This is a genomic window from Rothia nasimurium, from assembly GCF_928391935.1.
Classification (GTDB): Bacteria; Actinomycetota; Actinomycetes; order Actinomycetales; family Micrococcaceae; genus Rothia; species Rothia nasimurium_D.
This window is the reverse complement of sequence record NZ_CAKMTD010000002.1, coordinates 158,020-170,835: the sequence shown is the minus strand read 5'-3', so window position 1 is coordinate 170,835 and position 12,816 is coordinate 158,020. Positions and strand designations below refer to the sequence as shown.

The window sequence follows — 12,816 nt, the reverse complement described above, 5'->3', positions numbered from 1 at the left end:
GGTGAGCCGGTACAGTATAGGGGTGATGAGTGATGTATCAATTGAAATCAAGTTGCTGGATGACGGTCTTGAACCCCCTGCCTATGCCCAGCCTGGTGATGCCGGGGCTGACTTGCGGTCCCGGGTTGACCTGACCTTGCCCCCCGGGGAGCGGGCCTTGGTGCCGACTGGGGTGGCTATTGCCCTACCTGAGGGGTATGTGGGGCTTGTTCATCCCCGGTCGGGGCTTGCTGCCCGGCACGGGGTTACTATCGTGAACGCTCCCGGTACGGTTGATTCTGGCTACCGGGGTGAGCTGATGGTGTGCCTGTTGAACACTGATCGGGAGACTCCCTTTGTGATTTCGCGTGGCGACCGCATTGCGCAGCTTGTCATTCAACGATTTGAGACTGCCAGGTTTGTGGTGGTGGATGAGCTTGACGCTACGGAGCGTGGCTCATCGGGCTTCGGGTCCACGGGCTTGAAGTAGAGAGACCAGAAGTTATTTCGTTTTGGAAGGTAGATCGCATGTTTGGTTTTGGTAAGAAAAAGAAGGACGTTGCCGTCCCGGCTGTTGACGAGAAGGCTCCGCTGGAGGAAGGGCAGGGTGCTGCTGAGAACCCGGCATCTGACCCTCAGGTGAAGGTTGAATCTCAGGAGGTGCCTCTGGAGAATGCTTTCCCTGAATTCGTTCGTGATAACGGCCCCTGGGACTCTTCTGAGATCAAAACCGGTGCTGAATATATCGACCTGGGAGGTTTGCTGGTTAAGAGCAACCCCGGCTTGAATCTGCGTCTTGAGACTGATCAGAAGTCGGGTCAGGTGATTGCAGTGACCTTGCAGATGGGGGAAGGTACCGTCCAGGTGCAGGCCTTTGCTGCCCCGAAGAGCCGGGGTATCTGGGATGACATTCGGAGGGAGCTGTCTGAAAGCGTTCGTCGTCAGGCCGGGCAAGTTGATATCAATGACGGTCCTTTTGGTCGTCAGCTTATCTCCCGTGTTCCTGCGACCTTGCCGGACGGACGTCAGGGCTTCCGTATCGCTCGTTTTGTTGGGGTTGATGGACCTCGCTGGTTTGTGCGAGCTGTATTCACGGGGAAAGCCGTGCTGCCTGGTGAATCTGCGACTGCCCTTGAAGAGGTCTTCCGGAACATTGTGGTCCACCGTGGTGCTGACCCTATGGCCCCCCGTGATCTCCTGCCCATGAGCGTCCCCCAGAACATTCAGGATGCTATCGCGGCCCAGCAGGCTGCAGCCCAACAGGCTGCTGCCCAGGAGCCTGCAGGTTTGGAGATTCCCCGCCGAGGTCCTGAGATTACCGAGATCGGCTAATTGTGATGAACAGGTCAGGTGGTAGCGAGAACAGTACTCGGCTTGAAACCTACCCTGAACGGTTCCGGGCGCGGGTGGCCGGGCGGGTTGCCAAGGTGACCCTGGCCCAGGTCGGTGCTAACCCCCGATTTGAAGTCACCCTGCTGGTCGAACGATCCAAACCCCTGCCGCCTGCGAAAACCCACCCCATGACGGGGATGCCCATCGCTGAGACGGGGGAGGACCTTGACGATACAACAGACGTCAGCACCACCGAGGAAACACGAACGGGTGAGATTTCTGTGCTTGATGCTGAAACCGGTTTTACCACCCGGTTCAGCGTCAACCAGGTTGCCCCGCGCGTGCTCTATCCAGACTACCCGCCCCTGACACCTGGAACCCGTCTCAAGCTATACTGGCTTGGCCAGCGGCAGGTACCCGGAATCGAGGCGGGCGGCTATCTACGGGTCTCAGGAATGCTCAGCACCCGCGAAAACACCCCCGTCATCTACAATCCCCGATACGAAATCGTTCAGGCCCTCTAGGGCCTGCCTTTCGCCCTACCACGCACAAAGCCCACCCGGTGACTCTACCGGGTGGGCTACTTCGTCCTTATTCCCCAGGACGGCAGGGGCGGGGCAGGGGAGGTGCCCTAACTAAAGAGGTCTCGAATGTCGTCCTCACCGGTTGGGGTAGTAATGAAGAAGAGCTCATCCCCACCCTCGATGACGTCGTCGGAGGTGGGAGTGATTGGCAAACCATCGCGCAGAATCGCGGTGAGGGTGGTCTCGTACGGCCACTGAACCTGGCTAATACTGTAGCCAATAATCGGGTGATCGGCAGGGACCGTATACTCGGCGATGGTAGCAGACCCAGACTTTAGCGTCATCAGACGGACTACATCGCCCACCTCAACTGCTTCCTCCACCAGGGCGGTCATGAGCCGGGGCGTTGACACCGCAACATCTACACCCCAGGCGTCATCAAAGAGCCATTCATTCTTAGGGTTATTGACGCGGGCGACGGTACGGGGTACCCCGAATTCGCTGCGGGCCAGAAGGCTCACCACCAGATTCGTCTTGTCGTCACCAGAAGCCGCAACGACGACGTCCGCGTTCTCGGGCTTTGCCTGCCGCAAGACAGACAACTCGCAGGCATCACCAATAACCCAGGTTGCCTTCTGAATCTCAGAACGAGACACAGCCTCAGGCTTCACATCAATAATCGTGACCTTATGGCCGTGCGACAACAATTCCCGGGCACTAGAAGAGCCAACGGAACCTGCACCAATGATAATTACTTCCATTCCAGGTCCCCCTCATCGTCACGGGCTGGCGCTGTCCCCAGAACCCGGGCGATTTCGTTAATGTCTTCTGTACGCATCATGGCATGCACCGTATCGCCCTGTTGGTAGGAGGTCTCAACGGTCGGTAGCATACCCTCACCAAACCGGGTGATGTAGGCGACGCGCACCCCCGCAGCCTGCTCAATCTCACGAATCGCACGACCAGCCCAATCAGCATGCAACTGGAGTTCCCCCAGCATCAGACGACCAGAGGCCTCCCGAAAATCACCAGCCATGGCCTGCTCAGGGAGGATACGGCGGAGCACCTGATCCGTAGACCAGCGAACAGCAGCCACCGTAGGGATACCCAAACGCTGGTAGAACTCAGCACGATTAGGATCATAAATTCGGGCCACCACATGCTGCACCCCAAAGGTCTCACGCGCCACACGCGAGGCAATAATGTTGGAATTATCGCCGGACGAAACAGCAGCAAAAGCATAGGCATGGTCAATACCAGCCCGCTTCAAGGTATCGCGGTCAAACCCAACACCAGTAACTTTTTTACCCGCAAAATCCTTGCGTAGACGGCGGAAGGACCGGTCGTCCTGATCAATGACAGCCACAGAATGGCCAGCGTCCTCAAGCGTATGGGCCAACATAACGCCCACACGGCCAGCGCCCATAATCACAAAGTGGGGCAAGGGGATACCTCTTACATCCGGGAAACAAAGTGTGCGCCCCACCCGGGGCACACCCTAGTCTACGCCTCAAATCCCACAGCCCGCACTCACCCCTCCACCCGCCACACCAACCCACCACAAGAACACGCCGCAAAATGTGGTGTGTACCAGCCCAGCAAACACCAGCACAGCGACTACCGTTAGACCCTGTGAAGAAGTTGAAGGCAAGGGTAGCCCGGGCCATCCTGGGAGCGCCCATTGACAGCAGGAACGCCAAACAAGGCAACCTGCCCAAGCGACGTGCCCTACCGCTCTTTGGCGCCGACGGCATCTCGTCCGTAGCCTACGCCCCCGACGAAATCATCCTGACCCTGCTCATCGCCGGACACGGGGCCCTAGCCTACTCCCCACTCGTCGGCCTCGGCATAGCGGTAGTCCTACTCATCGTAGTGGGCGCCTACCGCTACAACATCAACCATGTAGGCGAACAAGGCGATTTCGCCCTGGTCTACAAGCACCTAGGACCAGGTGCAGCAGTCCTGCTCGGGGCTGCCCTCATGGTGGACTTCATGCTCACCGTCGCGGTATCCCTCTCATCAGCCACCCAGTACCTAGAATCCATCACACCCGTCCTACTGGGCCACCAACGACTTCTCGCCTGCACCATGATTGCCGTAGTCACCCTCATGTGCCTCCGAGGACTACGCTTCATGTTCCGCTTCTCCCACATCCCCACCTACGTCTTCCTCGTCATGCTGGCAGGAGTCGTCCTCTTCGGCATGATCGCAGACGCTACCGGCCAACTCTCATACGCCCCCTCAGCCGGATACACCGTCGAAGTAACCCAAGAAGCACAAACAGCCCTGACCACCCAACTCGGAGTAGGACTACTACTCGTCAGATCCTTCGCCTCCGGCTCAGTTGCCATGACGGGCGTCAACACCATCTCCAACGCCGTCAAGGCCTTTGCCCCACCCCGCCAGCGCAACGCTGCAGTAAGTCTCATGGTCGTCGGTGGCCTATCAGCCCTCTCCCTGCTCGGAACCCTCTACCTGGCCCGCCAAGCGGGGGTAGTATTCGTCCTTGACCTCTCAACCCTGCGAGTAAATAACCAGCCGGTGAGCGAAGACTTCCACCAGGTGCCCGTCCTCCTCCAAATCACCGACGCCATCTTCACCACCCACCTAGCCACCGTCCTCATGGGCGCTGCAACCATAGCCGTCCTCATCATCGCAGCCATGACAGCCTTCACCGGCTTCCCCATGCTCGCCACCATCATCGCCGCCAAACAATACCTCCCCGTCCACCTCTCCGCCCGGTCATCCTCTTCCCTCTACGCCAACGGCGTCCTCGCCCTCGGCCTAGCCTCCATGGCCCTCGTCGCCATCGTCGGCCCCGACGTTCACACCCTCATCCAGATGTACATCGTCGGTGTCTTCACCGCCATGACCCTCACCCAATACTCAGTACTACGCAACCGCTGGCGGGCCCAACGCATCACCCTCAAAATCCCAGAACGACGCAAACTCTGGCGAGACATCGCCATCACAGCCGTCGGCGTCGCCGCAACAGCCACAGGCCTCGCCGTCATCCTCGCCACCAAATTCACCCACGGCGCCTGGGTCACCACAACCCTCATCCTGCTACTTACCTGGATCATGACCAAAACCAACAAACACTACACCCGCATCGACCAGCAACTCGCCCTCTCCACCAACCCCGACGAACTCGCCGCCGACCGTGCCCTCCCCTCCCGCGTCCAAGCCATCGTCTACGTCGAACGAATCCGTAAGCCCATGCTCCGCGCCCTCGCCTACGCCCGCGCCTCCCGCCCCTCCACCCTCGAAGCAGTCACCGTCAACATCGACTTCACCCGCACCCGCGACACCATCGACACCTGGAACACCCTCGAACTCCCCATCGACCTCACCGTCCTTGACGCCCCCTACCGAGACCCCGCAGCAGCCTTCCTCGACTACATCAGCCACCGCCGCCAAAAATCCCCCCGCGACGTCCTTATCGTCTACCTCCCCGAATACGTCGTACCCCACTGGTGGCAAGGAATCTTCCACCGCCGCACCGTCCACAAACTCAAAGCAGCCCTCCGCCACGAACCCGGAGTCGTCGTCGCCTCCGTCCCTTGGCAACTCAACCGCTAACCTCAAACCCCGTGAAAACCGAGAAACCCATGCCTGAAACCCACCAGATGCCCGAACCAACCATCGGCACCCTACTCACCCTCACCCCAGAACGCCCCGCCCACGGCGGAGCCCTCGTCGCCCGGGCAGGGGAGAGGGTCATCTTCGTCCGCCACGGCGTCGTAGGAGAGACTGCCACCGCCCGAATCACCGGGCGCGGACCCAAAGGCCGCTACTTCTTCGCCGACGTCGTCTCCGTAGAAAACCCCGCACCGGAGCGCCGCCCCCACCCCTGGGCACCTGCGGACGCGCTCGCGTCCGCCCAGCCCCTCGGCGGTATGGAATACGGCCACCTGGACTTAGCGACCCAGCGGGCATACAAGCAGCAGATTGTGGCCGAACAGCTGGTGCGCCTGGGCGGGGTGCCAGAAAACCACCCGCTACTGGCTAACCTGCCGGTCCATGCCCTGCCCGGCCACGCCCTGCCCGGCCATGATCGGGGCCTACACTGGCGCACCCGCGTGCATTTTGCAGTGGAGCGCGAAAGCCAGCAGATTGCCATGTTCCCGCACTCTAGCTCGGTGCCTGTCCCCGTTACGGGCTTTCCCCTGGCCGATGAGCGCATCGAGGCCCTAGAGCTGCACCGGCTCAAACTAGCCGGTATTACCCGGGTTGATGTGGCAGTCTCCGCCACCGATATGATGGCTCTGGTCTTTACCGTATCTGCCCGCACCACGCCTTCGGCGGTTGCCGAGGATATCGAGACCCAGGCCCGGGCTCTCTGGGGGCCGCTGGAAGAGCGCATGATCACCCTGGTCTTCACCCCCGAGAAAAAGGGCGGACGCCGCCGCGGCACCAAACCCGCTGACGTCATCGCCGGTGCCGCCAACCCCACCCTGCTGGAGACAGCCACCGTCTACGCCCAGGACTTCTACTGGAACGTGGGCGCCACCGGCTTCTGGCAGATCCACCGGGCCGCCCCCGAGGTGCTGGGCAACGCTGTGCTTGAAGCTGCCCGCCTGACAGCGGGCATGACGGTCTACGACCTCTACGCCGGTGCCGGCTTCTTCACCGCGCTCGCAGCGGACGCCGTGGGGGACAGGGGCACGGTTTTGTCGGTTGAGGGATCCCCGGTGACCAGCCGCAATGCGTCCGAGAACTTTGGTGACGAGGGCCCCTCCCGCACCCACAGATCTGAGCGGACGCGCGTGCGCGTCGAACGCGGGGACGTCGGCAAGGTGCTTGAGCAGGTTTCTGCAGAAGTCTCTGCCGGGCGCTTTGCCGCCCCGGACGTCGTCATCTGCGACCCTTCACGTGAAGGCGCTGGCCGGGCAGTGATGGAACAGGTTTCTGCCCTGGCCCCCCAGCGGATTGTCTATGTGGCCTGTGACCCGGCTGCCCTGGGCCGCGACACCGGCTACCTGCGGGCAGCAGGCTGGCGGCTAGAGTCGGTTGAAGCGTTTGATATGTACCCCAACACCCACCACGTTGAAGCGGTGGCAGTGTTTAGCCGGTACGGGGCATAGGGGCTCCCAGAAAAGACCGTTTAAATCAGAAAAACCCACCTAGTTCGTGGGTTTTTCTGATTTAGGTGGTACCTACTGGCGGGGGTTAGCTATCTGCACCGAGCGGGAGACGGCAGGAACCGAGACTATGGCCTGTGACCAACGGCAATTCTGCTTTGAGGCGGGGAAGAACCTGGTGGCTGTAGAGGTCTGTTAGCTTGGCCTGCAAAGGTTCTGGGCAGGGGCTATCTGATTGCAAGAGAAGAGTCTCGAACCAGGTCTTAACCTCTTGCGGGTAGAGGTTGCCACCAATAGATGAGAGCCTGGAACACCCAGCTTGAATGCGGTCGGAGAGACCAACCTCGCCCCCTGCATAGAGAGGAAGGTGGGGCAGTATCTCGCTGATTGTCTTTATCTGTGTTGGGTCAGCAGCTTCTTTAATCCCTGCCAGGTTGGGCAGATCCGATAACTTTTCGAGGGTCTCAGGAGCCAGATTGAAGCCGGTTCGGGCTGGGTTGTTGTAGAGCACGATTGGCTTGTTGGTATGGTCTGCAACTTCGCGGACGTAGTAGGTAGCTTCATTTTGGCTGGGGCGTATATAGGGTGGGAAGCCCAAGACAATGCCTGTTATATGTGCTGCTTCTTGGAGTTCTTTGACCAGCTGCGTGGTGTCTCTGAGGCGGACACTAGCTGCCCCGAAGAGAAGTTCGAACCCTTGAGGCTTTGTTAGATCGCCTAATGCAGCAAGGAGTTCCAGTTTTTCTGCAGGAGAAAGACTGTGTTGCTCGCCGGTACTCCCACAGACCATCACAGAGTTTATATCTTTGCTGATGAGCCACCCTATGTGTTTCAGGGTTTCTGCTGTATCGAGATCTTCATCGGCGGCAAAGGCTGTGGGGACGGCGACATGAAAGGCTTCTTTAAGCATGGGAGTATCCTTGGCGAGGGTCTGTGAGTCTAGGTACTGAAGGCTGTCTGCATTGACCAAAGGCAACCAGCGGGCGTATCTAGACGCTAGGTCCTGATTGAAATAGTTGTAAAAACTATTCACTCACCATCACATCAGAAAAGACCATTTAAATCAGAAAAACCCACCTAGTTCGTGGGTTTTTCTGATTTAAATGGTACCTACCCCGTCGGGAAGATGGGGCTAGGGGCTCCAGCGGGTTACGTCGGCAACGGCTACCAGGTTGAGGAGTAAATAAAGGCTCGGCAGGGACAGCACCCCTAGGATCGAAAGCCAAAAATAGAGCGGGTAGAAAATGCCGAAAGTCCGGGGGTAGCGGACGCCGTGCGCGTAGGCCCCTGCGCACAGGCACAACCACAGGGCTAAGGGCTGTCCTACAGCCCATAGGAGGAGCAGGCTGACTGGATAAACCCAGGTCGCGAAAAGCCCAGGCGCTTTCAGGAGGAAAACAGGCGCCCCATCTGGGCCTGTGCCTCTGCCAGGGGCTGAGCCTAGCTGGTGTGGCATGAGAGGCTCCCTTCTGCCTGACCGTCAGCGGTGAGAGAGTAGACGACGCACCGTTCAACAGTGAAGTTAGGCCAGGCCAGAGCGTTTTCAATAGTCCTGGCTACAAGCATTGTCGATTCAGGAACAGGCTGCAGGGCGTAGCTACCCTGGTAGAGGCTGTTGGAGGGCAGGTGAGAACGTAGGTTGGGGCTCTCGTAGACAGTTTCTGTAATGTCACCCTGGTAGACGATACCGCCGTTCTGCGCGCACCAGGCAACCCCGAATTTGTGGGCTATGAGTTCGGTGCCGAAGAGGTTTTTCTCGGCAACGCGGGTGTATGCGGCCCAGCAGATGGCTTGTGAGTAGCCAGGGACTGAGGATATGCGAGTGATGGTGAGATCTTCTTGGCTGATGTCTGCTGAATCGCTCTGACTGGCGAAGGTGCCCGCAACACTTAAGGAAGCAAATACGGTGATGATGAGGCTGACGAAAAACGCGGCTCCCGTGATGATGGCAGGGCGGTTGCTTTGGCGGTAGTTGCGGCTTACGTCTATCGGCATAGGCTCCCTTTCACTGAACTTGTGCTCTAGGCTACATGTTTACTGGTGATTTATCTAGGTATTTGCTACAAGATGTGCCTGGGGAGCTGCATCGCCCCCGTCCTGACCTGCCTTCGCCAGAAAAGACCATTTAAATCAGAAAAACCCACCTAGTTCGTGGGTTTTTCTGATTTAGATGGTACCTACCCCTGTGGGGCGCGGCGGGGCGGAGCAGGCGCTAGCTGAGGCGGTCGGTCTGGTCGTCCCACTCGACAGCTACAGCGCGCAGGGCCTCCTCCTTAGCACGAGCATGGTGGCCGCAGAAGAGCAGATCCAAACCTGACTCCATCACCACACGCACATAGGCCTGGGCGCCGCAGGCATCGCACCGGTCAGCAGCTGTCAGTTCGCGGCGAGTCTCAAGAGTTGCACTCACGATAGGCTCCTTTCAAAAGCTTTCTTTCTTACATCCCATACAATCACCGACCGAGCCGCCCCGCACGTCCTTTCGCCCACAGCGCTAAACCCCAGCGGTCAACCCAAGCTTCAGCCCAAACCGACACCGGGCGTCCGCACCGCCACAGCTCAGGCACAGTAGCGGCAAGCCCCCCAACCCGAACACATGTACTAGACTAGATAGGCGTCCCGTCCATACCTGCAGGAGAGTTTCGTGGCAGCAAACAACTACACCGCCCGCAACCTATCGGTGCTCGAAGGCCTCGAAGCCGTGCGCAAACGCCCCGGCATGTATATTGGCTCCACCGACTCCCGCGGCCTCATGCACTGCCTCTGGGAAATTATCGACAACTCGGTCGACGAAGCCCTGGCAGGGTTCGGCCAGTCCATCCAGGTCATTCTCTACAAGGACGGCTCGGTTGAGGTGCAGGACGACGGCCGCGGCGTGCCCACCGACATTGAACCTCGCACCGGCCTCTCTGGCGTTGAGGTGGTCTACACCAAGCTGCACGCCGGCGGTAAGTTCGGCGGCGGCTCCTACAACGCTTCGGGTGGTCTACACGGTGTGGGCGCCTCGGTTGTGAACGCCCTGTCCTCCCGCCTGGACGTGCAGGTAGACCGCGGCGGCAAAACCTACCAGATGAGCTTCCGCCACGGTGTTCCCGGCATCTTCGATGACGCCCGCACCCCCAAGCCCGACGCCCCCTTCACCGCCTCCTCGGACGCCCTGCAGGTGGTTGGTAAGGCCAAGCGCGGGGTTACTGGCACCCGCGTGCGTTACTGGGCTGACCCCATGATTTTCACCCCGGACGCCCGGTTCAGCTACGAGAATCTGGCAGCCCGAGCCCGCCAGACTGCCTTCCTCATTCCCGGCCTGCGCATTGCCGTTCGCGACGAACGCCGCCTACCGGGCACCCCCGGCGAATTTGAGACCGTTGAGGAGGTCTTCCAGCACGACGGTGGTATCTCCGAGTTCGTGGACTATCTGGCCCATGACCAGGCCGTAACCGACATTTGGCGCTTCACCGGCACAGACACCTTCACCGAGACGGTCCCCGTGCTCGATGCCGATGGCCACTCTCAGCTCACAGAAGTTGAGCGCGAGTGCGAGGTGGATATTGCCCTGCGCTGGGGTACCGGCTATGAAACCAAGCTGCGCACCTTCGTCAATATCATTTCCACCCCCAAGGGCGGTACCCACCAGACCGGCTTTGAGCAGGGCCTGCTCAAGACCTTCCGCAAGCACATTGCCGATAACGCGCGAAAGTTCAAGGCGGGCACCGACAAGATTGAAAAGGACGACGTGCTGGCGGGGCTGACTGCCGTGCTCACCGTGCGTCTGGCCGAGCCCCAGTTTGAGGGCCAGACCAAGGAGATTCTGGGTACCCCGGCGGTGCGCCAGATTGTCTCTAAGGTGGTTGCCAAGCAGCTAGCTGCCAAGCTGACCTCCACAGCCCGGGGGGATAAGACCCAGGCGGCGGCCGTTTCTGAGAAGGTTGTTGCCGAGATGAAGTCGCGTATCTCGGCGCGAGTTCACAAGGAAACCCAGCGCCGTAAGAACGCCCTGGAAACCTCCTCTATGCCCACTAAGCTGGTGGACTGCCGCTCTACCGATGTTGAGAAGTCTGAGCTCTTTATCGTGGAGGGGGACTCGGCACTGGGTACAGCGCGTTTGGCTCGATCCTCTACCTACCAGGCCCTTTTGCCCATTCGCGGCAAGATTCTGAACGTGCAGAAGGCCTCCCTGACCGACATGCTGGCCAACGCCGAGTGCGCCGCTATTATTCAGGTCATTGGGGCTGGCTCTGGCCGCACCTTTGACCTAGAGCAGAAGCGCTATAACAAGATCATCATGATGACGGACGCGGACGTGGACGGCGCCCACATCCGCACCCTCCTGCTGACCCTCTTCTACCGCTACATGCGGCCGCTGGTTGAGGCAGGCCACGTTTACGCTGCTGTTCCGCCCCTGCACCGGGTTGAGGTAGTCAACCGGGGTAAGGCCAACGAGATGGTCTACACCTATTCGGAGAAAGAACTGCATGAGCTCTTGGATCAGCTGGAGGCTGAGGGCAAGAGCTACAAGGAGCCCATCCAGCGCTATAAGGGTCTGGGTGAGATGGACGCCGACCAGTTGGCTGAGACCACTATGGATCCTCGCCACCGGATGCTCCGCCGGGTACGGGTGGAGGACGCCGAGGCAGCCGAGCGGGCCTTTACCCTGCTGATGGGCTCAGAGGTTGCCCCGCGTAAGGACTTCATTATCAACGGGGCCCGCCGCCTGGACCACACGGCCATTGACGCCTAGCCCAAGGTGAGGACGTCGGGTGACGGTGGGGGAGCGAAACCTTTGTTACCCTGTAGCCGGAAAAATCTGGCTTTGAACAGTTGGGCTACCGCCTAGCTGGCCGAGTGCAGGAGTAAACTGTTGTGTATGACACATGCAAAGAAGCACCCTGTTACTGTGACCGTCACCGGCGCCGCCGGGCAAATCGGCTACGCCTCCCTCTTCCGTATTGCTGCTGGTGAGATGCTGGGGCCGGATACTCCCGTCCGCCTGCGCCTGCTGGAAATTCCCGCTGGCCTGAAAGCTGCTGAGGGCACCGCCCTGGAGCTTACCGACTGCGCCTTCCCCCTGCTGGAGTCTGTTGAGATGACGGACGACCCGGCAGTCGGCTTCGAGGGGGCCAATATCGCCCTGCTGATTGGCTCCCGCCCCCGCACCAAGGGTATGGAACGGGCCGACCTGCTTGAAGCTAACGGTGGTATTTTCTCGGTGCAGGGGAAGGCTATCAACGACCATGCTGCTGATGATGTGAAGGTTGCTGTCGTGGGCAACCCGGCTAACACCAACGCCCTGATTGCGGCCTCCCATGCACCGGACGTCCCCCTGGAACGCTTCACTGCCCTGACCCGCCTTGATCACCACCGGGCTGTCGGCCAGCTGGCTGGCGCAACCGGGGCTGCGGTTTCTGAGATTGAGGGGCTAGCGATCTGGGGTAATCACTCTGCCAGCCAGTACCCCGATGTTTTCCACGCCACGGTGGGCGGACGCCCGGCCTGGGAGGTTTTGGCGGAGAAGGGTTTGGGTCAGGAGTGGCTTGAGCAGACTTTCATTCCGACCGTTGCTAACCGGGGTGCTGAAATTATCGCGGTGCGCGGTGGGTCATCTGTCGCTTCGGCAGCCCATGCCGCCCTCTGCCATGTCAGGGATTGGGTGCTGGGAACGGGGGAGCGAACCACCTCTATGGCTGTTCCCTCGGACGGCTCCTACGGTGTGCCTGAGGGGCTGATTTCTTCTTTCCCCGTGCGCTGTGCTGACGGTGGCTATAAAATCGTTCAAGGCCTGGCCCATGGGGCTTTCTCTCAAGAGCGGATTGAGCGTTCTGTCTCTGAGCTGGCAGAAGAACGCCAGGCTGTGGAAACCCTAGGCTTGTTAGGTAAGCGATAGGGAAAAAGTTCTTGAC

At 59.9% G+C, this 12,816-nt stretch carries 12 protein-coding genes; 7 read left to right on the top strand and 5 right to left on the bottom strand.

Annotation, left to right across the window (positions count from 1 at the left end):
• Positions 1–25 precede the first annotated feature (25 nt).
• From dut to L7A15_RS04040, 3 genes are read left to right on the top strand one after another with little or no spacing between them, the layout of a single operon-like run.
• Positions 26–469, top strand: coding sequence for a dUTP diphosphatase (dut, locus tag L7A15_RS04050; protein WP_237189194.1), 444 nt, complete (start codon positions 26–28; stop codon positions 467–469).
• A 38-nt stretch (positions 470–507) separates the two neighbouring features.
• Complete coding sequence (locus L7A15_RS04045; protein WP_237212308.1) at positions 508–1,311, top strand: DUF3710 domain-containing protein; 804 nt, start codon at positions 508–510, stop codon at positions 1,309–1,311.
• Between the two features lie 5 nt (positions 1,312–1,316).
• Positions 1,317–1,835 carry an asparaginase gene (locus tag L7A15_RS04040; RefSeq protein WP_237212307.1) on the top strand — a complete coding sequence of 173 codons (519 nt, stop codon included), beginning with the start codon at positions 1,317–1,319 and terminating at the stop codon, positions 1,833–1,835.
• 107 nt (positions 1,836–1,942) lie between these two features.
• Here the strand turns inward: L7A15_RS04040 and L7A15_RS04035 are convergent, their stop codons facing one another.
• On the bottom strand, positions 1,943–2,596 hold the full coding sequence (locus L7A15_RS04035; protein ID WP_237189197.1) for a potassium channel family protein: 654 nt from the start codon (positions 2,594–2,596) through the stop codon (positions 1,943–1,945).
• On the bottom strand, positions 2,587–3,279 hold the full coding sequence (locus L7A15_RS04030) for a potassium channel family protein (protein ID WP_237189198.1): 693 nt from the start codon (positions 3,277–3,279) through the stop codon (positions 2,587–2,589). Before L7A15_RS04030 ends, L7A15_RS04035 begins: the two co-directional genes overlap by 10 nt.
• A gap of 197 nt (positions 3,280–3,476) precedes the next feature.
• Here L7A15_RS04030 and L7A15_RS04025 point away from each other — a divergent pair, with 197 nt between their 5' ends.
• Both L7A15_RS04025 and L7A15_RS04020 read left to right on the top strand, forming a co-directional pair.
• The gene (locus L7A15_RS04025; RefSeq protein ID WP_237189199.1) at positions 3,477–5,417 is read left to right on the top strand and encodes an APC family permease; all 1,941 of its coding nucleotides are present in this window, start codon (positions 3,477–3,479) and stop codon (positions 5,415–5,417) included.
• Positions 5,418–5,446: 29 nt separating this feature from the next.
• Positions 5,447–6,922 (top strand): class I SAM-dependent RNA methyltransferase, encoded by a 1,476-nt coding sequence (locus L7A15_RS04020; protein ID WP_237189200.1) that lies wholly within the window; start codon positions 5,447–5,449, stop codon positions 6,920–6,922.
• Positions 6,923–7,007: 85 nt separating this feature from the next.
• Here L7A15_RS04020 and L7A15_RS04015 read toward each other — a convergent pair whose 3' ends face one another.
• The 3 genes from L7A15_RS04015 to L7A15_RS04005 all read right to left on the bottom strand — a co-directional run bounded on the left by L7A15_RS04015 (position 7,008) and on the right by L7A15_RS04005 (position 9,329).
• Positions 7,008–7,829, bottom strand: coding sequence for a dihydrodipicolinate synthase family protein (locus L7A15_RS04015; protein ID WP_237189201.1), 822 nt, complete (start codon positions 7,827–7,829; stop codon positions 7,008–7,010).
• 530 nt (positions 7,830–8,359) lie between these two features.
• Positions 8,360–8,914: a hypothetical protein gene (locus L7A15_RS04010; RefSeq protein WP_237189202.1), complete on the bottom strand. Its 555-nt coding sequence runs from the start codon at positions 8,912–8,914 to the stop codon at positions 8,360–8,362.
• Positions 8,915–9,131: 217 nt separating this feature from the next.
• Positions 9,132–9,329 carry a DUF7455 domain-containing protein gene (locus L7A15_RS04005; RefSeq protein WP_237189203.1) on the bottom strand — a complete coding sequence of 66 codons (198 nt, stop codon included), beginning with the start codon at positions 9,327–9,329 and terminating at the stop codon, positions 9,132–9,134.
• 234 nt (positions 9,330–9,563) lie between these two features.
• Between L7A15_RS04005 and L7A15_RS04000 the strand changes: the two genes are divergently transcribed.
• Positions 9,564–11,657 carry a DNA gyrase/topoisomerase IV subunit B gene (locus L7A15_RS04000; protein ID WP_237189204.1) on the top strand — a complete coding sequence of 698 codons (2,094 nt, stop codon included), beginning with the start codon at positions 9,564–9,566 and terminating at the stop codon, positions 11,655–11,657.
• A 126-nt stretch (positions 11,658–11,783) separates the two neighbouring features.
• Entirely contained in the window at positions 11,784–12,800 is a 1,017-nt protein-coding gene (locus L7A15_RS03995) for a malate dehydrogenase (RefSeq protein WP_237189205.1), read from the top strand.
• The last annotated feature ends 16 nt before the right edge of the window (positions 12,801–12,816 follow it).